Source organism: Arenimonas sp. (genome assembly GCF_041913985.1).
In the GTDB taxonomy this organism is placed as follows: Bacteria; Pseudomonadota; Gammaproteobacteria; order Xanthomonadales; family Xanthomonadaceae; genus Arenimonas.
On sequence record NZ_JAYSEG010000015.1, the window covers coordinates 37,443 to 60,062 of the forward strand.

The following is a 22,620-nucleotide window of genomic DNA, read 5'->3' on the forward strand; positions in this document are numbered from 1 at the left end:
GCCGCGGGGTTCCATGACGAGGAGAGCGGTAATGAGCAACGGCAACGGAGTCACGGCGGCCATTTCCAGCGCCGCCGACAGCGTCAGCGAGAAGGCCCAGGAGATCGGCGGCGCCATCGCCCACCAGGCGGACGTCGTGGTGAAGGCGGCGAAGAAGAAGGCCGCCCCGGTGATCCGCAAGGCCAAGGCGCAGGTGAAGAAGGCCGAGAAGTCCGACGCCGGCAAGGCGGTGAAGAAGGCCGTCGCCGGCGCGAAGAAGAAGGTCAAGGCTGCGGTGAAGGCGGTCGAGGCCAAGGTTGGAGGCAAGAAGGCGGCGCCCAAGAAGAAGGCGGCCCCCAAGAAGAAGGCCGCGGTGAAGAAGGCCGCGCCCAAGAAGAAGGCGGCCGCCAAGAAGGCCCCGGCCCGCAAGGCCGCGGCGAAGAAGGCGGCGCCGAAGAAGAAGGTCGCCGCCAGGAAGGCGCCGGCCCGCAAGAAACCGGCCGCCAAGAAGGCGGCGGCGAAGAAGGTCGCCAGGAAGCCGGCGGCCCGCAAGACGACGGCCCGAAAGGTTGCCAGGAAGCGCTAAAGCCTGAGGCTGTCCCGATTGTCGTACCCCGTCCCCCCGCCGCCCGCGGCGGGGGGCTCCGGGCGAAACTCCCCCCGCACCACATAAGCGAAAAGAACCGAGTATGGCCATCAAGATCAGCAAGAAAATCAAGGGCTACAGCGTCCAGAAGCCGGAAGACAAGGCCAAGGAGGCTGCCGCGCCCGTCGCCGCGCCCGTGGCCGTGCAGGAGCCGGAATCGAACATCATCCACATGCACGAGAAGGTCGAGCGGCCGGAAGTGCTGGTGGGCTCCACCTACAAGATCAAGTCGCCGCTGGTCGAGCACGCCATGTACGTGACGATCAACGACATCGTGCTCAACCCGGGCACGGAACACGAGCTGCGCCGCCCGTTCGAGGTGTTCATCAACTCGAAGAACATGGACCACTTCCAGTGGATCGTGGCGCTGACCCGCATCATGAGCGCCGTGTTCCGCAAGGGCGGCGACGTCACCTTCCTGGTGGACGAGATGAAGGCGGTGTTCGACCCGCGCGGCGGCTACTTCAAGGCCGGCGGCATCTACATGCCGTCCATCGTGGCCGAGATCGGCTCGGTGGTCGAAGAGCACCTCAAGTCGATCGGCATGATCCTCGACCCGGAGCTGGGCGAGGAACAGAAGCGCCTGATCGCCGAGAAGCGCGCCGCCTACGAGGCCCGCGCAAAAAAAAAGTCCAGTGATTCCGGCCTGAGCGGTGCCCCCGCCGGTTCCGGCACCGAAGGCGCCCGCGGCGCCGACGAGGCGGTGCAGGTAACCGGCGAGGGCGCCTCTTTCCCGCCCAGCGCCACCATGTGCTTCAAGTGCAACACCAAGGCCACCGTCATCATGGACGGCTGCGCCACGTGCCTGAATTGCGGCTATTCGAAGTGCGGGTGAGGTGACCCGGCCCGGGGTCCCGTGTGGGGATGTGCGGTAAGCCATAAGGCACTATTTGGGCAGGCATAAGTCACTATCTGGGCTGGCATAAGTCGCTACTCCAGAGCTGTGCCCATATTTCGGCTATCTCGGTGGTCAGATCGCTTGGTCGGAAAAACCGACCTTCGATCTGGCCACTGAAGTTTTTTATGGTTGTAGGAACCAACAACCAGCGACATGCGGGCGCTGGTCGCCTTTGCCCCGTAAATGCCTGACCAGGGGTTCGGGTGTTTACTCCGTAAGCTTTTTATCGCGCCGACTAGTAGCTTTCGGAATCGGCGGGCTTCCGCCTTCGACCCTTAGCGGCCTGCGTGCAGGATCGGCCTCCAACACGAGGCGAACTGAAGCACCTCGGGAAAGTAGAGTCGGGTCGCGCAGGCGGCACGGCGGCGCGCCCCCTCGCCAACCTGGGAAAGGGCGAGCCGCCTGCGTGGCCGGACCGCCAGAATTCGACGTTCGCCCAATAGCAGGCGAAGAAAGACGCAGGGGGCGCCCCTATTGAATTGTGAATGGACCTCCCCATCTTTTACCCAAGGGCATCCTGGCGCCCGGGGGGGGGCAGCGAGGGATTTCGAGCGGGGCGCGGCAAGGTCCGCCTCCATAACCAATAAGAAGAATTCTGGGAGCGGATCATGTTTGACAAGAAATGCGTTTACTTCTGGCCGATCGGTACGGGCGATAGCACAACGTTCGTCGTTCGAGAGAGCGAGATCGTCTTCCAGGTGGACCTTCGCCACAGTCAGAAATCCGAAGACGAGGATACCGACTGTGCGCCGATCATCGACTATCTGGTCGAGCATCTGCCAAAGCGCGATGGAAAGCCGTATCTATCGACCTTCGCCATCACGCACCCAGACAAGGACCATATCCAGGGCTTCGAGGACCTCCTCAAGCGTGTCACTGTGGGAGAGTTGTGGTTCACGCCGCGCATTTTCCGAGAGCATGACGACGACCCGGAGGGTCTGGGTGAGGATGCGCAGGCGTTTCGAAAGGAGGCGCACCGTCGCGTAAAGGCCGCGATCAAAGCGCAAGGGGATCCGGGCGCCGGAAATCGAGTTCGCCTCATTGGCTACGACGACCTGCTTACCGAAGACAAATACCAGGGCTTTCCCATGGAGTTCTTCACCGTGCCCGGCGAGTTCGTTGAATCCCTCGACGGCGAAGGACTTGTTGGCGAGTTCCGGGCCTTCATCCATGGGCCTTTCAAGCCCGACGAAATGGTTGGCGATCGGAACGATACGAGCCTGGCAATGCAGGTGATTCTGGGCTCGAATCCTCATGCTGGTGGCGTCCTGATGTTCGGCGACCACAAGTACCCCACCATTCGGAAGATCTTCGATGTGTCCCGAGCCAATAAGCGGCTCGAGAACCTCAACTGGCAGGTGCTTCTGGCCCCTCATCACTGCAGCAAGAAAGTGATGTACCAGGATGAGGATGGAACGGAGGTCTTCAAGAAGGACATCATGGATGAGTTTGAGGCCAGCCAGATTGGGGCCGGCTACATCATCTCCAGCTCAAATCCGATCCCCGGTTCAAACAAGAGCGGTGACAATCCTCCACACGCCAAGGCCAAGTCGCGCTATCAGGAGATCGCCGTTGGTGGATTCCTGTGCACTCACGATGATGGCGGGCACGCCATGCCACTTTGCTTCAGTGTCGTAGACGAAGATATTGACTACGACGAGCAAGGATCCAAGGAGTTCAAGGATTCTCTGGCCGCGGCGATCAGCCAAGCACGCGGAAGCGCCGAAACGCCGACGACGAAGGTTGGATTTGGATGATAGAGCTGAGTCAAGGCCAGGCGCTTGCGCTCGATCAGCTGATCGACATTGCGGCGAGGTCCGATGGCGCTTTGGAGGTCATAGGCGAGCCCTATCAGAAGGAAGGGGAACGGGAGGTTTGGCTGCGGATTGCGATTGAGACCCGGGGATATCGCCACCCGGGCGGTATGCCCCTGCGTGACCGCGAACCCTTGGCCTTGCGGATTCATCCAGACTTTCCTTTCCGAAAGCCGGAGGTCTACTTCCGGCACAAGCGTTACAAGGGATATCCGCACGTCCAGTGGGGAAGCTACATCTGCCTCTACCAGTCGCAAGGCGAGTACGCTCCCGCCGATGGGATGTTCGGTCTCCTTGAGCGTGTCCGCATCTGGATGCAGGCTGCCGGAAAAGGGGAGCTGGACCCGGTCGATGCGCCGCTTCATCCGCCGGTGGCCTATGTAACGTCACAGACCGCCTTCGTCGTTCGAGCCAATACTCCGGTCGTGGAGCAGGGCGGCCAGATATGGTTCGGTCGGGCAAGCCTCAAACGCCTAGATGAGGGGCGTCGATTCGATCTAGTTGGCTGGTCGCATGTCAGCGAAGACTGGGGCGATGAGCATCGAACAAATGACTTTGCCGGAGCTGTCCTGCTCACTGCCCCCTTGGGTTCGGAATATCCCAAGAAGGTCTCTGACCTAACGGACGCTCTGGAAGGGGCAGGTCTGTCGTTCGGGGACCTATACGTGATGCTACGCATCGTGTCCACGATGACAGCTGACGGCAGCCCGGGGTATTTGGTCCTAGGCGCGCCCATGAGGCGGCGTGCCGCTGGCGAACCTCTGAAACAACACCTTACGGTATGGGAGATCGGTATCGATCCGATGCGTGCCCTGCGTGAGATCATCCGGACAGGCGGAAATGCTGAAGCGGCCAGAGGAGAACTGGTCAAGTGGTTGGTCGAGGCAGATGTCCTGTGGTGCGCCTTGATGGAAGATCGGCAGGAGATCGTGCAACGACGCGATGAGAGCTCCCCGTTGGCTCCCATTAGGGGCAAGCGGATCCTTTTGTTGGGATGTGGGGCGCTGGGGTCTGCAGTCGCAGAGATGCTTGTGCGCGCCGGCGCCTATCAACTGCATCTTGTGGACTACGCCAAGGTCCGGCCGGGAGTTCTGGTACGCCAACGCTACGCGGATTCTGACATTGGACAAATCAAGTCACACGCACTGAAAGGCCGTCTTGACGCCCTAGGCCTTCCCTGCGAAGTGAGTGCCGATGCCCACGATCTGTCGTTGATCGCGCTGCCCCATTTCAATCTTGGCGACTTCGATCTGATGATCGACGCGACTGCGTCCACACAGGTCACGAACCGGCTCGAACGCGACTTGAACAACACGAAACTAGCTATTCCGCTGCTGGCAATGACCATTAGTGCGACGGCGGGTCATGGCTGCGTGGTGGTTCGAATGCCGGAGTTTCTGGGAGGACCCCACGGCCTTCTTCGGCAGGCAAAGTTGGAGGCAGTCGCCCGCAATCCAAACCATCCTCTAATTGCAGCCTTCTGGCCAAAGCCAGGAAGTACGAACATTTTCCAGCCTGAACCCGGCTGCTCGGAGCCGACGTTCATTGCGTCTTCTGCCGATATTGATTATCACGCGTCAGCGATGCTCAACGTAGGCGTGGCACACCTTGCCGAACTTGATTCCAACCAGGCAGCGATGGATCTGATGACGGCGCCATGGGTGCGCCGAACGCCACAAGAACACAGGCCTGGTCGCCTGCAAGGTAAGGGGAAACACCCTGGTCAATTTTCAACGCGCAAAACCCGCATTTGCTGGTCAATTTTCAGCGCGCCTCAACATAATGAGTGCGACTTTGGTCCAAGGCTTTTGATCCGCGACCAATGTTGACCGACCCTGCGCCTTCAAAAATGGACCAGGGCATGGACCGGGGGATTTCAGCCCCGGGGTTGATCTCGAGGTAAGGCCGGCAAGCCGGCCCTCTAATCCGAAGCAACAGGCTATCGCTCGTGAGTACGGGTTTACGGGGCCTGCAGGGAAAGGAAAAGTGGACGCTGTCCCTGCGTAGCTGCTTGGTGCCTACTTTCTGCATCTGCACCGCATGGACAGCAAGGGCCTCAAGCCTTTCCTTAAACTGCCCGATCCCAGCCTGGTGGACCGTCATCGCTTCCCCGCCCCAAGTGGGCAGGAACGGAGGGTCTGAGGCAAGCCATGGGTGCGTCCGTGATCTGCCCATCGGCCCATGCGGAGCTTCACTTCCGAGGCAAATCGCCGGCCGCCTGCGCTCGTCGCCCTGCTTCCCAGCAAATCGCAATCGGGGCGACCCCTCTCGCGAGCTGAAGTGCGTTCAGCCATTGCCCGGCGAGCACTCTTAAGGACAATTTGTCACACCCTTCGAAGGGTGCCTGGGCGCATCGGACGCGCTTGCGTTGGTCCTGAGAACGGAGCATCTTTCGTCGTGGGGACCGTCCCCTATCAGGAGGCTACGTCTATGCGATCGCTCTTGAATGCACTAATGCTGTTTTTCGTTTTGCTTTCTCCTGCCATTGCCGCTGACACAACTCAGCTTCATGTCATTTCTGCACGTGTTCTTGTTGACGGCGAAGAGGTCATGGCTCCGAACATTCGGCTCGCTGCTGGCCATCCCGCTTACATCAGCATCTCCGATGAGAATAAGGAGCCGCTGTACTCGCTTGAGGTCGAAGTTTTCCCTGGATTTCAGATCCAGACGATAGAAGGGACTGCGCTTCAAGCGGTTATCTGGAAAGGGCCGTTCCAACATGGCGTGCAACTGACGGAAGCGACGCTCATCGTCAGTCCAGCATCGGCCGGATCCGGCCCGATGTCCTCGAAGCAAATGGGCCCAGACGGCAAGAGTGTTGAGTTGCAGGTAATCTCATACGCGACCGAAGACGTCGCAACGAGCAGCCTCAACCTCGACCGGAAGTCATGTGTTGACCAGCAGGGCCGAATTGAGGCTGCGCCGCAAACGGCGCAGAACGGTGGCTGTTGCGGCGGGCTTTGTGCGCCTCCTAGCACGAACTGGTATCAGTGCTGCAACGTGACCGGATGTTGCGTATGCGGCCGCTGCTGCATAGTTCCGTGAACTTGGCCGGCCGACGAAGTCTTTGGCTTCGTCGGCCACTTCCGATGCAACATTCCGAACTTGGTATAGCACGCTCCGTGGGAGCTACCTCAGTCGACTCAGAGCGCTTTTACGCGGCGCGGTGCATCGCCTACTAACACCGAAGACGGGATGGCCCGGTATTCGCCACAGGTCGCTAAGCGGAAGACCAAGTGCGCCGGCTTGGGCACTAGTCCAACGTATTGAGTGTCATGCAAAGAGCTTGGGAGATGGTCAGCTCCACAGCACGGGCGGCCAAATGCCGGAGTCCTTGATCTTGCTATCCCACACTAGAATCCGGATACCCAATTAAAACCACGTTATCTTTAACTCATTGGCGAAAAAACGGTGTTCCGTGCTTTTACGGAAATCCGTATCTACGGATTCCAACAGAACCGGGGAATCGCATCCGTGTCTTTCCGGCTTCCTACAATTGCGCTTCTGCGCTTGCGTTCTTCCAAGGATGCGATGGCTTGCGCATCCGTGCTTGCGCACGAAAGCACGGAGACGGTTTGGCGGTTCCGTGCTTCGACGCACAAGCGCATCCGCGCATCCTCGGTTTCGTGGAGGTTCCGGCCATGACCCTGCCACTTGTCACCGCTGACGAACGTGCCCGGCTGCTCGCCCACGGAGCGGCGCTCGCCGCTGGCCAGCACCTCGACCCGCTGCCCGTAGTGCGGCTGTTCACCCCCGACGCGCATGTGACCTGGCTGCTGGTGTCGCTCGACCCTGCGGATGACGACACGGCCTACGGGCTGATCGACCTCGGTATCGGGATGCCCTCGCTGGGCACGGTCAAGCTCTCCGACCTAGCCGGCATCGTCGGCCCGCGCAAGCTGCCGGTGCGGCGGGATCGGTATTTCCAGGCGCTGCGCCCACTGTCGGAGTACGTCCGGCTGGCGCAGGAGAACGGCGCGATCACGGACTGATGAAGGCCAGCGCAGCCCGGCCAGCCGGGGCGCATTGTGACTATTTCGGTCTTACCCAAGACCTGTACGGTCTCAATCGGCATTGATGCACCGAAGCGGTGCCAGCATGATGCAAACAGTCATGATCTTTGGCGCGGCCTGCGGCACGGTATCCGGTGCCGCGCACCATTTCCGGGTTGCGCAGCCGTCGCATTCAGACGATTGCCGCAACACGCCGGAGCCAAACGGTCTTGACACCGACAGTTACAGCTTAACCTTTTTTGATGACGACCTGATGGCGTTTCGATAGCTCCCGCACGGCGGAATCCGTGGCGACGCACCCCAAGCACAGGGAGGTCTCGCCATGACTGATCGCAGCGCCGAACACTGGTATCCGACAGCGGCTTATCTCTACGTCCTGCACCTCGACGGCCCCGCACTGGCGTGGGAATACTTGCGCCGAAACCCCGGCTACCGCCGCGACTGGCGGCGCCGTCGCCGGCGGCCGGACGCGGCGCTGGCTTGGGGCCTGCGCCTGCTGGAAGATCCCGCTCTGGATGCGCGCGACGCGCATCCGGCCTGGTTCCCCGATCATGATGCCGTGGTGCAGCTTGTTCCCGATGCCGACCCGCCGCCCGAAGCCGCTGCCTTCGAGTTCTGGCGCGTGCCTGGCCGCAAGCAACTGATCCATGATGGCAAGCGCCTGGTGCTGGTGTCGCACTGGCCCGGCTGCTGCCTGCGGCTCGCGCTCGCGCCCGGCCTGGAAGACGGCATGGCCTACCTGTACGCCACCCGTGCCTGCGCCGCGCCTTGCGCGCGCTACCGCACGCTGGCGACCGAGCTGGATGCGCTGTCCGCCGCGACCGTGGCCGCGCCTGCGGCAGCGGCGCGCTCCCGGCCCACGCCGGCCGCGGTGCTGGAACTGCACACCTTGCAGGCGCTCGACGCGACCCTGGCGGGCGCGTCCTTGCGCGAAGTCGCCGAAGGACTGTTCGGCGCGGATGCCGTCGTGGCCGACTGGCACAAGGACAGCGCCTTGCGTGCCCGCGTGCGGCGGCTGGTCAGGCGTGGCGAGGCGCTGATGCGCGGCGGCTATCGCAGTCTGGCGCAGGTCTCGCCAGTTGCATCGTAGTAAGGGGGGACGTTTTGCAGTCCCTGCAATTCGTCCCTTAGCAAGAAGCCCATCTTTCTTGAAAGTGCCTCTATCCGGCCGCGTGGTGTGGCCGGGCTTGATGGAGGTACATCCCATGCGACCCGCTCCCTTGCGGCCTGCCGCCGCTGCTGTCCCTGCGCCCGCGCAGCCCCAACGCTACCTGACCAACGACGAGGCCGCCGACTACCTGCGCCTGTCGCCGCGCACGCTGGAGAAGCAGCGCGTGATCGGCGGTGGCCCGAAGTTCCGCAAGTTCGGCCGCCGCGTCATGTATGCGGTGAGCGACCTCGACGCCTGGGCCGATGCGCGCAGCTACGCGGCCACTTCCGACCCGGAATATGCCGAACGGCATGCGGGCGACTACCGTGACGGCCGCTGACCATCGGCGCGTGGGTGGCCTTCGCCATGTCCAGCCCGCCAGGGCAAGCCTTGCAGCAGCGCGAACAGCTCGACCTGTTCCGCGCGCTGCCGGGCGACATGGCGCCACGCGACAGCCAGGACTTGATGGCCTTTCCGTTCTTCTCGCTGGCGAAGTCGCGCCGCACGGCGCCGATCGACTTCCGGGCAGGCGGCATCACCATCCGCGTGGAGGGGACGCAGGAGCATGGCATAGCGACCATTTGGGATGCCGACATCCTGATCTGGGCGGCCTCGCAGATCGTGGAAGCCCGCGACGCGGGCATCCCGACCTCGCGGCTGATGCAGGTGCGCCCTTACGAAATCCTGCGCTTCATCGGGCGCGGTACGTCGCTGCGCGACTACCAGCGCCTCAAGGCCGCGCTCGACCGGCTGCAATCGACCACGGTGGCCACGTCCATCCGCGAAACCACGGGAAGGCGACTGCATCGCTTCTCGTGGATCAACGAGTGGAAGGAACTGGCCGATGCCAGCGGCACGCCGCTGGGCATCGAGCTGATCCTGCCGGACTGGTTCTACGCGGGCGTGGTGGACGCGGCCCTGGTGCTGACCATCGACCCGACGTACTTCCGGCTCACTGGTGGCATCGAGCGGTGGCTGTACCGCCTGGTGCGCAAGCACGGCGGACGGCAGGAACACGGCTGGCAATTCGATTTCCAGCACCTGTACCGCAAGTCGGGCAGCGTGGCGCGTTTCTACGACTTCGCCGCCGACCTGCGCGCGCTGGTGGCGCGGCAGTCGCTGCCCGGCTACGTCCTGGGCATCGAGCGGATGCCTGGCGAGAAAACCGAACTGCTGACCTTCCGGCCCGTGCTGCATACGGCACGGGGATAAGTGCGGGAAAACCTGTTAATTCACTCGTGCTATCAGGCAACAGTGGACTCGTGCTATCAGGCAACAAATCCTCGTGCTATCAGGCAACAAAATCGGCCGCAAACCCGCGCCGCTGCTGGGTTTTCTCGCCCCTTAACTTCCCTAACAGTAAATACATAACTTTTAGTAGAAGCGCGCCGTTTCGGTGGACAACCACCCAACGGCACGAAATGCAGGAGCGAAAGACCGGCTTTCCAGCAGGGAGGGCCGCGCCATGATCCTTGCTCTGCTCAACCAGAAAGGCGGCGTCGGCAAGACCACGCTCGCCACGCACATCGCCGGCGAGCTGGCGATGCGCGGCCAGCACGTCATCCTGCTCGATGCCGACCCGCAGGGTTCATCGCTGGATTGGACGCAGCGCAGAAGTCAGCAAGGCTTGCCGCGGCTGTTCAGCGCCGTCGGCCTCGCCCGCGAAACGCTGCATCAGGAAGCGCCAGAACTCGCCAGGCGGGCCGATCACGTCATCATCGACGGCCCGCCGCGCATCGCGGCCTTGGCGCGCTCCGCACTGCTGGCGGCCGAGCGCGTGCTGATCCCGGTGCAGCCCAGCCCCTACGACGTGTGGGCCAGCGCCGAGATGGTTTCGCTGATCCGCGAGGCACAGGTGTTCCGGCCTGCGCTGCGCGCGGCCTTCGTCATCAATCGGCGCGTCAGCACCACCATCATCGGGCGTGAGGCACGGCAATCGCTGGCCGAACAGCCGTTGCCCGCGCTGCGCTCGGAGGTGCATCAGCGCATCGTGTTCGCCGACAGCGTGGCCGCTGGCCGGCTCGCCCGCGAGACAGCGCCCGACAGCGCCGCCGCCCGCGAAATCACCGCCCTGGTGGATGAACTGCTGCGGTGGCCGACATGACGGCGAAGCCACCACCACGCGGCAAGCGTGTCGGCATCGGCGCACGTCCGCCCGCGAATCCGCACGCAGAAGCGTGGATTCGCCAGGGCGATGCCGATGCGCTGGGCAAAGGCGACCTCTACACCGCGCGCCTGACCCTGGACATCACGCCCGCCATGCGGGCGCGCATCAAGGTGTCGGCCTTCACGCAAGGCGTGACCGTGGCCGACCTGCTGCGCGGCCTGCTGGAGCGGGAGTTTCCCGATCACCACAGGGAGAACACACCATGACCGCATCCGCTTTGCCTGCCGCGAACGCGGCACCGGCTATGCCGCTGCCTGCGCTTTCGGCACTCGCCGGACAGGCCGGCAACGTGCCGCTGACGCGCGTTTCGCTGGCCTACATCGAGGCCCGTTTCAAACTCTACCTGCGCTTTGGAGAACCTGCGCGCACACTCCAGCTAGACCGCTGGCGGCGCTGCGCAGTGTTCCTGCCGGGCGCGATGCTCTGCCGCATCCGCTGGCAGGCCAACGATTACGGCACGATCCGATGGCAGCTCATGGTGATGCAAACGTGCACGCCGCTCGATGCCGTGCAGCGCATCCCAGGCGTGCAGCCAGGCGCGCGCCTGCTGCTGCACGCAGAAGGCGATGCCAATGTGCGCGCCGTGCTGGAACGCATCGACGCCATCGAAGCGCTGGGCATCGCCGCCATCGACGTGTCGCCCGCGTACTGGCGCACGCTGGGCAACCGTCTGGCGGCCCGCCTTGCGCTGCCCGAATACACCGCCGAGCGGCACGCCGCTTGGCTGGCCGGGAAGGTGCTGCCATGACGGCCCCGACCAACACGGGCGGCGCGTCGGCCGTTGCGCCGCGTCCTCGCTTGTACCCACGTTCACGTTTGCGCGCTCGCGTCGTCGTGGCGACACTGGCCGCCATCGGTCTCGCTGCGCTGGCCTGGGCGGCTTTCGTGCAACCACCGCCGCGCCTGATCTACAACCCGTCCGACAGCGTGGCGGTCGGCTGGTATCGCATAGAACCGTTCGCCCCGCGCACCGCCTCGCTGCCACGTCCGTTGTCCGTGGACAGCATCGTGCTGGTGCCACTGCCCGACAGGGCCGCCATGCTGGCTGCGCAGCGCGGCTACCTGCCGACGCGCGTGCCGCTGCTCAAACGTGTGGGCGCGGTCGCGCCGCAACACGTCTGCATCGTCGCCGGGCAGGTACGCATCGACGGCGTGCCTGCGGCCGCCGTGCTGCCTGCCGACCGGCTGGGCCGGCCGCTGCCATCCTTGCAGCTTTGCCGCCGCCTCGAACCGGGCGAGCTGTTCCTGTTGAGCGTGACCAACCCGGCATCGTTCGACAGCCGGTATTTCGGCCCGGTCAGCGCATCCGCCGTGATCGGCGTCGCGCATCCGGTCTGGCTGGAGACACGCCCATGATGGCCGCCAATTCGCTGCGCTCCGGCGTGCCATCGGGCATGTCGTTCTACTGTTCGTCGCCGTGTCGTCGCGCCTGCCGTGCCGGTGCATTCGCACCGCACGTCGCGCTGCCTTCGGCGAAGCCGTCCAACGTGCAGGCGTCTTGCCTCGAACGCGCCCGGCCTGCGGCCTTCATAGCGTCAGTTCGCGCGTTCGCCGGCGCGCTGGCTGCTCCCGCAGCAGCGCCGCCGGGCCGCCGGTGCCTGGAGCGACAGCGGAAGGCAAAGGAGGAAGGCAAGATTGAAGGGTGCGGCACCAGGGTGCGCGCAAAGCCAGTCTGCACGTGGGGGTGGCGCGGCACGCGCCTTATGGCGGCTTCGTGCCGCGACAGCAGCCAATGCCTTGCAGCCATTGGAGAATCCGCGTGCCTCGCCCGCCAGGGTGCGACGGGCTTGCCTGGAGCCACGCCATGAACCAGCGCGGAAACTCCCCCGGTGACGACCATTTCCGCATCCGGCCCGGCAAGCCCAAGCAGCGCGGCGACACCTTTGTTTCGCAGGTGCTGCGCCAGGCCGGCAAGGCGGCCAACGCGACCGGCGGCAAGCGGGGCAAGGCGCCCGGTTCACGCCTGGGACGCGGCCATGTGGCGGCCCGCTTCACCGGCCAGTCGCTGACGGCAAACTCACGCCGCGCCACGGTCAAGGTGCGGCTGGTGTATCTCCAGCAGGCCAGCGGCCGCTCCACCGTCCAGCACCTGCGCTACATCGAGCGCGAGGGCGTGGACAGGCAGGGCGGGCCGGGCCATGCCTACGGGCCGGCGACCGACGAGGCCGACACCGCCGCCTTCGAGGAACGCGGCCGGGGCGACCGCCATCAATTCCGCTTCATCGTCTCCCCCGAAGACGCGGAACAACTCGACGACCTGCGCACCTACACCCGGCACCTGATGCAACGGATGGAGGCCGACCTGGGCACGCGACTGGACTGGGTGGCGGTCGATCACTGGAACACCGACAACCCGCACACCCACGTCGTGCTGCGCGGCAAGGACGACACCGGCAAGGATCTGATCGTCTCGCAGGACTACATCACGCGCGGCATGCGCGAGCGGGCGATGGAACTGGCGACCGAGTGGCTGGGGCCGCGCACCGAGCTGGAGATACAGCGTACCCTGGCCCGCGAGGTGGAACAGGAGCGATGGACAAGCCTGGATCGCACCTTGCAGCGTGAAGCCGTCGATGGCCTGGTTCACACGGAACGGCTTGCCGAACCCAGGCTGCAACGCCGGCGCCTGCTGCTCGTCGGTCGCCTGCAACACTTGCAGCGCATGGGACTGGCGACGGAAACGGCGCCGGGCACCTGGGCCATTCATGCAGAAGCTGAATCCACCCTGCGGGCGATGGCCGAGCGCGGCGACATCATCCGCACCATGCAGCGGGCGATGGGCGGCAGGCAGCGCGAGCTGGCCGTGTTCCAGCCCGGCCAGGACGATGGCGAAAACGGCCACACCATCGTGGGCCGTGTCGCAGGCAAAGGGCTGGCCGACGAGTTGTACGACCGAGGCTATCTGGTCATCGACGGCGTGGACGGCAAGGCGCACTACGTGGCGCTGCCGCCGCGCACCGAGCTGGAGCAGTACCCGGCCGGCGCCATCGTGGAAGTGAAGGGTTCGACCGAGGTTCGCGCCGCCGACAAGAACATCGCCGCGCTGGCGAGTGATGGCCTGTACCGTGCCGACCATCACCTTGCCATCGAACAGGGCCGGGCCAAGCCCGGACGCGACCCGCAGGAGGTTGTCGCCGCCCACGTCCGCCGGCTGGAAGCCCTGCGCCGGGCCGGCATCGTGGAGCGCGTGGCCGAAGGGCTATGGAAGGTGCCAGACGATCTGGCCGAGCGTGGTCGCCAGTACGACGCGCAGCGCCTGGGTGGCGTGGCGGTGGAGCTGAAATCGCATCTGTCCATCGAGCGGCAGGCCCGCGTCATCGGCGCGACCTGGCTTGACCAGCAACTGATCGGCGGCGACCGTGGGCTGGGCGACCTGGGCTTTGGCGGCGAGGCCAAGCAGGCCATCCAGCAGCGCGCCGACTTCCTGGCCGAACAGGGGCTGGCCGAGCGGCGCGGGCAGCGCATCATCCTGGCGCGCAACCTGCTTGGCACGCTGCGCAACCGGGAACTGGCGCAGGCCGCCAAGGACATTGCCGCCGAAACCGGACTGGCGCATCGCCCGGCGGCGGATGGGCAGCGGGTCGCCGGTATCTACCGGCGCTCGGTCATGCTGGCGAGCGGGCGCTACGCGATGCTCGATGACGGCATGGGGTTCAGCCTGGTGCCGTGGCGACCCGTGATCGAGCCACGGTTGGGGCAGCAGATCGCGGCGACGGTGCGTGGCGGCGGGGTGTCGTGGGAGATCGGAAGGCAGCGAGGGCCGACAGTTGGATGATCAATGCTCAGCCGGTAATCCATTCGCCTGGCTCGGCCCGCGGACGCTGAGGTCGATCACGTTGACGGCAAGCGGTCAATTGATTTCGCAGACTGGTCGGTGTCCAGGCTGTCGAACGACGGCGCTCAGCCTCGCCATATCGGGATCATTAACGAGGCAAGAGCAGTTCCAGAAACAACTTCTTGTGAAGCTCGTGCATTTTTTTCAGCGACAGGCCCGTTTCTTCAGCGCGCTCGCCCAGCAGCACGCATTTGGCCAGCCAATACACGACAGGGCAAAGCACGATCTCGAAATGTTCTGTCAGCGCGCTTTGACGCATCACTCCCCGGCGTACGCATTCGTCGACCAAGGCCTGCGAACTCGCGCGCATCTTCAACAGGATGTTGGCGTGCCATCGTTCGATGAGGCCGGGTACCCGCTTGCTCTCCGCGATCAGCAACTGGAAGGTCGGAACGGCAAGCGGACTGTCCAGGCGTGCATAGAGCTTGTCGATGTAGGCCTCTGCTATCTCCTGGATCGAGCCATTGGCCTCGGACAGAAACACGCTGAAAGAATCTTCCGTCGTAGGCAAGGCTGCCATCAACAGTTCTTCGAAGACCTGATCCTTGCTGCCGAAGTGCGCATAGACCCCTGACTTCGACATGCCTGCGCGTATGGCGATTCCCTCGACAGTGGTCTTGGTAAACCCATGTGCGAGGAACTCGATCAGTGCAGCATCCAGGATTTCCCGCTTTCGCTCGGCTCCTGGCAAATAACGGCGCCGCCGACCGCCTCGGTGAGACGAGCTACTCAAGATATCTCCCGGCCTAGGCCTGCTTCAACACGCTGCGAAATTGTTGCGGCAATTCTAACGCGGCTCGCCTGGCGCAGTCTCGCCATTCTGCTTTCAGAGCTGCAATCAAGGCAGCACGGAGCTTCACTTCAACGCCCACCCGTGCCGCACCCCTTGTCGTAGAGCGGCCCATGCGTACGCCCACGTGACCGATCGAGCCGCGGATAAGCGCTTCGCATTTGGGGAATTGATGCTATAGTCCAAAACGACGCACGGATCGTTTCTTGCGTAATTCATTGATCGTCATAGGAAGAGGACGCGTTTTGATGGCGAATGAAGGTGAAGTCTCGATACAGATGGATGCGTTGGCCCGCGCTGTCCAGGCCGCTGCCAGCGCGTCCATCTCGCCGCAGTCTCTCCTGCTGGCGTGGACGGATTGGGCTTCGCATCTGGCCTCCTCGCCGGGCAAGCAGTCCGAGTTGATGTCACTGGCGGCCGAACAGGCGTCCGCGCTTGCCGGCTATCTGCGCGAATGCCTTCTGGCCGGCACGGGAGAAGCCCGCGATTGCATCGAGACACCGGTGCAGGATCGGCGCTTCGCTGCCCCGGAATGGCGCCATTGGCCGTTCAACCTGTTGCATCAGGTCTTTCTGCTCAACCAGCAGTGGTGGTCGCAGGCCACCCATGGCGTATCCGGCGTGGACAAGCACCACGAGAACGTGGTGGCCTTCGCGGCCAGGCAGTGGCTGGACATGCTCTCTCCCGGCAACCACCTGCTGACCAATCCAGAGGCGCTGGCACGTACCGTCGCCGAGGATGGCGCGAACCTGCAGCGCGGCCTGGCGCATCTGCTTGACGACATCGAGCGCTCGCTGGCCAAGCTGCCGCCCGCAGGAGCGGAGGCGTTCGTGGTCGGTCGCGATGTGGCCGCCACGCCGGGCAAGGTGGTGCTGCGCAACCAGTTGATGGAGCTGATCCAGTACGCGCCCTCGACCGAAACGGTGCACCCGGAGCCGGTGCTGGTGATCCCCGCCTGGATCATGAAGTACTACATCCTCGATCTTTCTCCGCACAACTCCCTGATCAAGTATCTGGTAGGCCAGGGCTATACGGTGTTCTGCATCTCCTGGAAGAACCCGGGCCAGGCCGAGCGCGATCTGGGCATGGACGAGTATCTGGAGCAGGGCTTCCATGCAGCGCTGCAGGCCGTCAACGCGATCGTTCCCAAGCGCAAGGTGCACGCCACCGGTTATTGCCTGGGCGGGACGCTGCTGGCGATTGCCGCTGCGGCGATGGCGCGCGATGGCGATGAGCGTCTGGCCTCGTTGAGCCTGTTCACGGCGCAGACCGACTTCAGCGAACCCGGCGAACTCGGGTTGTTCATCGACGAAAGCCAGGTGTCCATGCTGGAAGCGCAGATGGCCGAGGCCGGTTATCTGCGCGGCGACCAGATGGCCGGCGCCTTCCAGATGCTGCGCTCCTATGACCTGCTTTGGTCGAAGATGGTGCAGGAATACCTGCTCGGCGACCGCAGGCCGATGAACGACCTGATGGCCTGGAATGCCGATCTGACCCGGATGCCGGCGAAGATGCATTCGCAGTACCTGCGGCGGCTGTTCCTGGACAACGATCTCAGCGAGGGGCGCTACCCGGTCGGCGGCCGTCCGGTCTCGCTGGGCGACATCGGTCTGCCGACGTTCGCCGTCGGCACGCTCACCGACCACGTCGCGCCCTGGCGCTCGGTGTACAAGCTGCATTACCTCACGCCCACCGAGATCACCTTCGCGCTGACCAGCGGCGGGCACAACGCCGGCATCGTCAGCGAACCGGGCAGGCCCAGACGCAGCTACCGGATCGGTACGCGTGCGGCCGGCGCCAGCTACGTGCCCCCCGACCGTTGGCTGGAGCAGACGCCGGTACAGGACGGGTCGTGGTGGCCGGCCTGGATCGCGTGGCTGCAGGAACGCTCGGGAACGCCCGTCAAGCCGCCCGCGATCGGGGCGCCCTCCAAGGGCTACAAGCCGCAGTACGCGGCGCCGGGCCACTACGTGCTGGAGACATGACATGAACGATATGCCAGCCGTCGCCACAGGTGGCAAGCGCCGTCCGCCGCCGCTGCGGGCCCGGCCGATCCTGGCCAGCACCGCGCTGGCGCTGCTGGCCGGCTGCGCCAGCCTGGCGCCGGAGTATGAACCGCCCGTCGCGCCGGTACCGCAGAGCTATGCGTCCGCCGTGGGCGCATCGACGCCAGGGCGCGAGGATCTGCCGCCCTGGCGCGACTACTTCACCGATCCGCTGCTGCAGCGCCTGATCGAGACGGCGCTGGGCAACAACCGCGACCTGCGCGTCGCCGCGCTCCGGGCCGAGGAAGCCCGGGCCGCATTCCAGATCCAGCGCGCCGATCAATTCCCGGGCCTGGGCCTGGGCGTGCAGGGCGCGCGCGCGCGGGTGCCGGGCGATCTCAACTACTATGGGCAGTCCGTGGTCGGCAGCGAATACCGCGCCGAAGTCGGCCTGAGCAGTTGGGAACTGGACCTGTGGGGCCGCATACGCAACCTGAAGGATGCGGCACTGCAGCAGTGGCTGGCCACCGATGCCGGCCGTCAGGCGGTCGAACTGGCGCTGATCGTCCAGGTCGCCGATGGCTACCTGGGGCTGCGTGAACTGGACGAGCGCGTGGCGATCGCGCGCCGCACCGTGGATTCGCGCGCGGAGTCCTACCGCATCTTCCAGCGCCGCCAGGAAGTCGGCTCGACCTCCCGGCTGGACCTGACCCAGGTGCAGACCCTGTTGACCCAGGCGCAGGCGCTGCTGGCCCAGCTCGAACGCGCGCGCGCCAGCCAGTACCACGCACTGGCCCAGTTGGTCGGCGCCGATCCCGGCGCACTCCCAGCCCGCGCGCCGTTCGACGAGGACACGGTGCTGGCGGCGCTGCAGCCAGGGCTGCCTTCGGACCTGCTGGTCCGTCGCCCAGACCTCATCGCCGCCGAGCATCAGCTGCGTGGCGCCCATGCCAACATCGGCGCCGCGCGCGCGGCGTTCTTCCCGCGCATCGCCCTGACCGGCAGTTGGGGCACGGCCAGCGCCGAGCTCGATGGCCTGTTCGATTCCGGCAGCCGCGCGTGGACCTTTCTGCCGACGCTGTCGCTGCCGATCTTCGACGCGGGCCGTCGCCGCGCCAACCTGGAGCTCAGCGAAGTGCGCCGCGACATCGCGGTGGCCCAGTACGAGAAATCCATCCAGACCGCGTTCCGCGAGGTCGCCGACGCGCTGGCGGCCCGCCACTGGCTGGCCGAGCAGTTGCAGGTGCAGACCGTCGCGCGCCAGGCCCTGGCCGAACGCTCCCGGCTGGCCCAACTGCGCTACGACAACGGCTCGGCCGCCTATCTCGAAGTCCTCGACGCGCAGCGCAACCTGCTGGACGCCGAGCAGCAACTGGTGCAGGTGCGCCGTGCGCTGCTGTCCAGCCAGGTCGCGCTGTACGGCGCGCTCGGAGGCGGGCCTGGCCAGCGCTCCGGTGGCGCTGAAGCAGGCCTTTCCACCCATTCGCAACGGGCGTCGGACATACCATGAGCAAAGCATCGTCCCTTTTTTCCAAGAAACGCATCGTCCCCGCCACGCTGGTCGTCGCCGTCGCGGTGCTGGCCTGGTGGGGCTGGCAGCGCTGGTCCGACCACGGTCCGGGCGAGGGATTCGCCAGCGGCAACGGGCGCATCGAGGCCACCGAGATCGACGTGGCCACCAAGTTGCCCGGCCGGGTGGAGGAGATCCTGGTGCGCGAGGGCGACTTCGTGCAGGCCGGGCAGACGCTGGCGCGGATGCAGACCGACACCCTGCGCGCCCAGTACGACCAGGCCGAGGCCGGGCGGCAACAGGCCGAGCACGGCGTGGCCGCGGCCCAGGCGCAGATCGCGCTGCGGCAGAGCGAGGTGGCCACCGCGCAGGCGCTGGTCGCCCAGCGCGAGGCCGAGCTCGATGCCGCGCGCCGCCGGCTGGCACGTTCGGAGACGCTTTCGGTGGAGGGCGCCTCCTCGGCCCAGGAACTGGACGACGACCGCGCGCGGGTACGCGCCAGCCAAGCGGCGGTCGCGGCGGCCCGGGCCCAGGCCGCCGCTGCTCAGGCGGCCGTGCGCGCCGCCGAGGCACAGCTGGTCGGGGCGCAGTCCACGGTCCGCGCGGCCGAGGCCGCGGTGGCGCGGATCCAGGCCGACATCGACGACAGCGCGCTCAAGTCGCCGCGCGCCGGCCGGGTGCAGGTGCGCGTGGCGCAGCCGGGCGAAGTGCTCGGCGCCGGCGGGCGCGTGCTCAACCTGCTCGACCTGTCCGACGTCTACATGACCTTCTTCGTGCCCGAGACCAGCGCCGGCCGCATCGCCATCGGCAGCGAGGTGCGGATCGTGCTCGACGCCGCGCCGCAATACGTGATCCCGGCCACGATCTCCTTCGTCGCCAGCCAGGCCCAGTTCACGCCCAAGACGGTGGAGACCGCCAACGAGCGCCAGAAGCTGATGTTCCGCGTGCGTGCGCAGATTCCCGAGGATCTTCTGCGTCGGCATCTGGAGCAGGTCAAGACCGGAGTGCCCGGGGTGGCCTGGATCCGGCTCGACAGCGACCAGGCCTGGCCCGCCGATCTGGTTGCCAATGTGCCGGTGGAGTAAGCGGACATGACCAAGCCGAACGCGCCCACCGTCGTGCAACTGCAGGGCGTGCGCTTGGACTACGGCAAGGTGTCCGCGCTGGATGGCGTCGATCTGGACATTCCCGCCGGCCGCATGGTCGGCCTGATCGGCCCGGACGGGGTCGGCAAGTCCAGCCTGCTGGCGCTGGTGTCCGGCGCCCGCCGGATCCAGGCCGGCCGCGTCGAGGTGCTGGGCGGTGACATGGCCCGGCGCGGCCACCGCAACGCGGTCTGCCCGCGCATCGCTTACATGCCGCAGGGCCTGGGCCGCAACCTGTATCCGACGCTGTCGGTCGAGGAAAACCTGCAGTTCTTCGCCCGCCTGTTCGGCCACGGCGCGGCCGAGCGCCGCCGCCGCATCGACGAGCTGACCCGGGCCACGGGCCTGTATCCGTTCCTTTCGCGCCCGGCCGGCAAGCTCTCGGGCGGCATGAAGCAGAAGCTCGGGCTGTGCTGCGCGCTGATCCACGACCCCGACCTGCTGCTGCTCGACGAGCCGACCACCGGCGTCGACCCGCTGGCGCGGGCGCAGTTCTGGGACCTGATCGCGCGGATCCGGCGGCAGAGCCCGGAGATGAGCGTGGTCGTGGCCACCGCCTACATGGACGAGGCGCAGCGCTTCGACTGGCTGGTGGCGATGGACGACGGCAAGGTGCTGGCCACCGGCACGCCGGCCGAACTGCTGGCGCGGACCGGCTCGGCTTCGCTGGAAGAGGCCTTCATCGCCCTGTTGCCGGAAGAAAAAACCCGCGACCACCAGCCGGTCGTGATCCCGCCATTGAGCGGCGATGACGGCGACATCGCCATCGAGGCCCAGGACCTGACCATGCGCTTCGGCGACTTCGTGGCGGTCGATCATGTGTCCTTCCGCATCCGCCGCGGCGAGATCTTCGGCTTCCTCGGCTCCAACGGCTGCGGCAAGTCGACCACGATGAAGATGCTGACCGGCCTGCTGCCGGCCAGCGAGGGCCGCGCCTGGCTGTTCGGCAACGAGGTCGACCCGCACGACATCGACACCCGCCGCCGGGTGGGCTACATGTCACAGGCGTTCTCGCTGTACTCCGAACTGACCGTGCAGCAGAACCTGGTGTTGCATGCGCGCCTGTTCAAGGTGCCCGAGGACGACATCCCGGCGCGGGTGCAGGAGATGGTCGAACGCTTCGGCCTGGAGGCGGTCGTGCACAGCCTGCCCGCCAGCCTGCCGATGGGCGTGCGCCAGCGCCTGTCGCTGGCGGTGGCGATGGTGCACAAGCCGGAGCTGCTCATCCTCGACGAGCCGACCTCGGGCGTGGACCCGGTCGCGCGCGATGCGTTCTGGCGCCTGCTGGTGGAGCTGTCGCGGCGCGACCGGGTGACGATCTTCATCTCCACCCACTTCATGAACGAGGCCGAGCGCTGCGACCGCATGTCGATGATGCATGCGGGCAAGGTGCTCGACAGCGATGCCCCGGCCGCGCTGGTGGCCAAGCGCGGTGCGCAGACACTGGAAGAGGCCTTCATCGGCTATCTGGTCGAGGCCGGCGGCGGCACGCCCGGGCAGACCGGCGACGACGCGGCGCCCGCGCAGCCCCGCGCCGATGGCCATCGCGACGCCCGTCGCAAGCCTTTCAGCCTGCAGCGCATGATCAGCTACGTCTGGCGCGAAGCGCTGGAACTGCAGCGCGATCCGGTGCGCGCCACGCTGGCGCTGGTCGGTTCGCTGCTGCTGATGTTCGTGGTCGGCTATGGCATCAGCCTGGACGTGGAGGATCTGCGCTACGCGGTGCTCGACCATGACCAAACCAGCCTCAGCCGCAGCTACGCGATGAGCCTGGAAGGCTCGCGCTACTTCATCGAACGCGCGCCGCTGGCCGACTACGAGGAGCTGGACCGACGCATGCGCAGCGGTGAGCTGGCGCTGGCCATCGAGATCCCGCCGGGCTTCGCCCGCGACGTGCTGCGTGGCAACAGCGTCCAGGTCGGTGCCTGGTTCGACGGCGCCACGCCCACCCGCGCCGAGACCATCCAGGGTTACCTGCAGGGCATCCACCTGCATTGGCTGGCCGAGCAGGCGCGCGAGCGCTTCGGCATGCAGCTGGCCAGCCCGATCGCCATCGAATCGCGCTACCGCTACAACCCCGACGTGCGCAGCCTGCCGGCGATGGTGCCGGCGGTGGTGCCGCTGTTGCTGCTGATCCTGCCGGCGATGCTCACGGCGCTCGCCGTGGTGCGCGAGAAGGAGAGCGGCTCGATCACCAACCTCTACGTCACCCCGGTCACCCGCAGCGAGTTCCTGCTGGGCAAGCAACTGCCCTACGTGGCCCTGGCGATGCTCAACTTCCTGGCCATGGCGCTGCTGGCGGTCACCGTGTTCGGCGTGCCGATCACCGGCAGCTTCCTGGCGCTGACGCTGGCGGCGCTGATCTTCACCACGGTATCCACCGGTTTCGGGCTGCTGGCCTCCACGGTCACCCGCAGCCAGATCGCCTCGATGTTCCTGGTGGTGGTGGGCACGGTCATTCCGGTGACCCAGTTCGCCGGTCTGGTCGACCCGATCTCCTCGCTCGAAGGCGTCGGCCGGGTGGTGGGCGAAACCTATCCGGCCAGCCACATGATCGCGATCAGCCGCGGTGTGTTCAGCAAGGCGCTGCACCTGCGCGACCTGGGCGGCGCGCTGTGGTCGCTGCTGCTGGCCGTGCCGGTAGTGCTGGGGTTGGCCATCGCCCTGACCCGCAAACAGGAGCGCTGA

General features: G+C 65.7%; 19 protein-coding genes. 18 read left to right on the top strand and 1 reads right to left on the bottom strand.

The features are described from left to right. Window positions 1–31 precede the first annotated feature (31 nt). The 14 genes from ACE3Q2_RS07060 (at window position 32) to ACE3Q2_RS07125 (ending at window position 14,442) form a co-directional block, all read left to right on the top strand. Window positions 32–565 carry a hypothetical protein gene (locus ACE3Q2_RS07060; RefSeq protein ID WP_374473541.1) on the top strand — a complete coding sequence of 178 codons (534 nt, stop codon included), beginning with the start codon at window positions 32–34 and terminating at the stop codon, window positions 563–565. Window positions 566–668: 103 nt separating this feature from the next. Beyond that, entirely contained in the window at window positions 669–1,460 is a 792-nt protein-coding gene (locus tag ACE3Q2_RS07065) for a hypothetical protein (protein WP_231696471.1), read from the top strand. A gap of 671 nt (window positions 1,461–2,131) precedes the next feature. Then, window positions 2,132–3,280: a hypothetical protein gene (locus ACE3Q2_RS07070; protein ID WP_374473542.1), complete on the top strand. Its 1,149-nt coding sequence runs from the start codon at window positions 2,132–2,134 to the stop codon at window positions 3,278–3,280. After that, window positions 3,277–5,166, top strand: coding sequence for a ThiF family adenylyltransferase (locus ACE3Q2_RS07075; protein ID WP_374473543.1), 1,890 nt, complete (start codon window positions 3,277–3,279; stop codon window positions 5,164–5,166). Before ACE3Q2_RS07070 ends, ACE3Q2_RS07075 begins: the two co-directional genes overlap by 4 nt. Before the next feature lie 625 nt (window positions 5,167–5,791). After that, window positions 5,792–6,382 carry a hypothetical protein gene (locus tag ACE3Q2_RS07080; RefSeq protein ID WP_374473544.1) on the top strand — a complete coding sequence of 197 codons (591 nt, stop codon included), beginning with the start codon at window positions 5,792–5,794 and terminating at the stop codon, window positions 6,380–6,382. Window positions 6,383–6,978: 596 nt separating this feature from the next. Continuing rightward, on the top strand, window positions 6,979–7,329 hold the full coding sequence (locus ACE3Q2_RS07085) for a DUF2958 domain-containing protein (protein ID WP_033474905.1): 351 nt from the start codon (window positions 6,979–6,981) through the stop codon (window positions 7,327–7,329). A 343-nt stretch (window positions 7,330–7,672) separates the two neighbouring features. Beyond that, window positions 7,673–8,440 (top strand): DUF2285 domain-containing protein, encoded by a 768-nt coding sequence (locus ACE3Q2_RS07090; RefSeq protein ID WP_033474828.1) that lies wholly within the window; start codon window positions 7,673–7,675, stop codon window positions 8,438–8,440. Between the two features lie 115 nt (window positions 8,441–8,555). Next, window positions 8,556–8,840, top strand: coding sequence for an AlpA family transcriptional regulator (locus tag ACE3Q2_RS07095; protein WP_033474906.1), 285 nt, complete (start codon window positions 8,556–8,558; stop codon window positions 8,838–8,840). Window positions 8,841–8,866: 26 nt separating this feature from the next. Continuing rightward, the gene (locus tag ACE3Q2_RS07100) at window positions 8,867–9,712 is read left to right on the top strand and encodes a replication initiator protein A (RefSeq protein WP_033474907.1); all 846 of its coding nucleotides are present in this window, start codon (window positions 8,867–8,869) and stop codon (window positions 9,710–9,712) included. A 253-nt stretch (window positions 9,713–9,965) separates the two neighbouring features. Then, on the top strand, window positions 9,966–10,604 hold the full coding sequence (gene parA / locus ACE3Q2_RS07105) for a ParA family partition ATPase (protein WP_033474829.1): 639 nt from the start codon (window positions 9,966–9,968) through the stop codon (window positions 10,602–10,604). Then, the gene (locus ACE3Q2_RS07110; protein ID WP_033474908.1) at window positions 10,601–10,873 is read left to right on the top strand and encodes a hypothetical protein; all 273 of its coding nucleotides are present in this window, start codon (window positions 10,601–10,603) and stop codon (window positions 10,871–10,873) included. The genes parA and ACE3Q2_RS07110 overlap by 4 nt, the downstream gene beginning before the upstream one ends. Continuing rightward, complete coding sequence (locus tag ACE3Q2_RS07115) at window positions 10,870–11,415, top strand: DUF2840 domain-containing protein (protein ID WP_033474830.1); 546 nt, start codon at window positions 10,870–10,872, stop codon at window positions 11,413–11,415. The genes ACE3Q2_RS07110 and ACE3Q2_RS07115 overlap by 4 nt, the downstream gene beginning before the upstream one ends. Then, window positions 11,412–12,023, top strand: a complete 612-nt coding sequence (locus tag ACE3Q2_RS07120) for a S26 family signal peptidase (RefSeq protein ID WP_033474831.1) — start codon at window positions 11,412–11,414, stop codon at window positions 12,021–12,023. The genes ACE3Q2_RS07115 and ACE3Q2_RS07120 overlap by 4 nt, the downstream gene beginning before the upstream one ends. A gap of 448 nt (window positions 12,024–12,471) precedes the next feature. Continuing rightward, on the top strand, window positions 12,472–14,442 hold the full coding sequence (locus ACE3Q2_RS07125) for a relaxase/mobilization nuclease and DUF3363 domain-containing protein (RefSeq protein WP_033474832.1): 1,971 nt from the start codon (window positions 12,472–12,474) through the stop codon (window positions 14,440–14,442). A gap of 148 nt (window positions 14,443–14,590) precedes the next feature. Here the strand turns inward: ACE3Q2_RS07125 and ACE3Q2_RS07130 are convergent, their stop codons facing one another. Then, window positions 14,591–15,193, bottom strand: a complete 603-nt coding sequence (locus ACE3Q2_RS07130) for a TetR/AcrR family transcriptional regulator (protein WP_033474833.1) — start codon at window positions 15,191–15,193, stop codon at window positions 14,591–14,593. 347 nt (window positions 15,194–15,540) lie between these two features. Between ACE3Q2_RS07130 and ACE3Q2_RS07135 the strand changes: the two genes are divergently transcribed. Genes ACE3Q2_RS07135 through rbbA form a run of 4 tightly spaced genes read left to right on the top strand, consistent with a single transcriptional unit; the run spans window position 15,541 to window position 22,620 of the window. Then, on the top strand, window positions 15,541–17,277 hold the full coding sequence (locus tag ACE3Q2_RS07135; protein WP_374473545.1) for a PHA/PHB synthase family protein: 1,737 nt from the start codon (window positions 15,541–15,543) through the stop codon (window positions 17,275–17,277). A gap of 1 nt (window position 17,278) precedes the next feature. Next, window positions 17,279–18,787, top strand: coding sequence for an efflux transporter outer membrane subunit (locus tag ACE3Q2_RS07140; RefSeq protein WP_237761518.1), 1,509 nt, complete (start codon window positions 17,279–17,281; stop codon window positions 18,785–18,787). Then, a complete protein-coding gene (locus ACE3Q2_RS07145; protein ID WP_374473546.1) occupies window positions 18,784–19,872 on the top strand; it encodes an HlyD family secretion protein in 1,089 nt (362 codons plus the stop codon). Before ACE3Q2_RS07140 ends, ACE3Q2_RS07145 begins: the two co-directional genes overlap by 4 nt. Window positions 19,873–19,878: 6 nt before the next feature. Continuing rightward, window positions 19,879–22,620: a ribosome-associated ATPase/putative transporter RbbA gene (gene rbbA / locus ACE3Q2_RS07150; protein ID WP_374473547.1), complete on the top strand. Its 2,742-nt coding sequence runs from the start codon at window positions 19,879–19,881 to the stop codon at window positions 22,618–22,620.

Coding starts and splice junctions, on each gene's coding strand:
- ACE3Q2_RS07060 (WP_374473541.1), top strand. CDS start 32: ATGAGCAACGGCAACGGAGTCACGGCGGCCATTTCCAGCGCCGCCGAC.
- ACE3Q2_RS07065 (WP_231696471.1), top strand. CDS start 669: ATGGCCATCAAGATCAGCAAGAAAATCAAGGGCTACAGCGTCCAGAAG.
- ACE3Q2_RS07070 (WP_374473542.1), top strand. CDS start 2,132: ATGTTTGACAAGAAATGCGTTTACTTCTGGCCGATCGGTACGGGCGAT.
- ACE3Q2_RS07075 (WP_374473543.1), top strand. CDS start 3,277: ATGATAGAGCTGAGTCAAGGCCAGGCGCTTGCGCTCGATCAGCTGATC.
- ACE3Q2_RS07080 (WP_374473544.1), top strand. CDS start 5,792: ATGCTGTTTTTCGTTTTGCTTTCTCCTGCCATTGCCGCTGACACAACT.
- ACE3Q2_RS07085 (WP_033474905.1), top strand. CDS start 6,979: ATGACCCTGCCACTTGTCACCGCTGACGAACGTGCCCGGCTGCTCGCC.
- ACE3Q2_RS07090 (WP_033474828.1), top strand. CDS start 7,673: ATGACTGATCGCAGCGCCGAACACTGGTATCCGACAGCGGCTTATCTC.
- ACE3Q2_RS07095 (WP_033474906.1), top strand. CDS start 8,556: ATGCGACCCGCTCCCTTGCGGCCTGCCGCCGCTGCTGTCCCTGCGCCC.
- ACE3Q2_RS07100 (WP_033474907.1), top strand. CDS start 8,867: ATGTCCAGCCCGCCAGGGCAAGCCTTGCAGCAGCGCGAACAGCTCGAC.
- parA (WP_033474829.1), top strand. CDS start 9,966: ATGATCCTTGCTCTGCTCAACCAGAAAGGCGGCGTCGGCAAGACCACG.
- ACE3Q2_RS07110 (WP_033474908.1), top strand. CDS start 10,601: ATGACGGCGAAGCCACCACCACGCGGCAAGCGTGTCGGCATCGGCGCA.
- ACE3Q2_RS07115 (WP_033474830.1), top strand. CDS start 10,870: ATGACCGCATCCGCTTTGCCTGCCGCGAACGCGGCACCGGCTATGCCG.
- ACE3Q2_RS07120 (WP_033474831.1), top strand. CDS start 11,412: ATGACGGCCCCGACCAACACGGGCGGCGCGTCGGCCGTTGCGCCGCGT.
- ACE3Q2_RS07125 (WP_033474832.1), top strand. CDS start 12,472: ATGAACCAGCGCGGAAACTCCCCCGGTGACGACCATTTCCGCATCCGG.
- ACE3Q2_RS07135 (WP_374473545.1), top strand. CDS start 15,541: ATGGCGAATGAAGGTGAAGTCTCGATACAGATGGATGCGTTGGCCCGC.
- ACE3Q2_RS07140 (WP_237761518.1), top strand. CDS start 17,279: ATGAACGATATGCCAGCCGTCGCCACAGGTGGCAAGCGCCGTCCGCCG.
- ACE3Q2_RS07145 (WP_374473546.1), top strand. CDS start 18,784: ATGAGCAAAGCATCGTCCCTTTTTTCCAAGAAACGCATCGTCCCCGCC.
- rbbA (WP_374473547.1), top strand. CDS start 19,879: ATGACCAAGCCGAACGCGCCCACCGTCGTGCAACTGCAGGGCGTGCGC.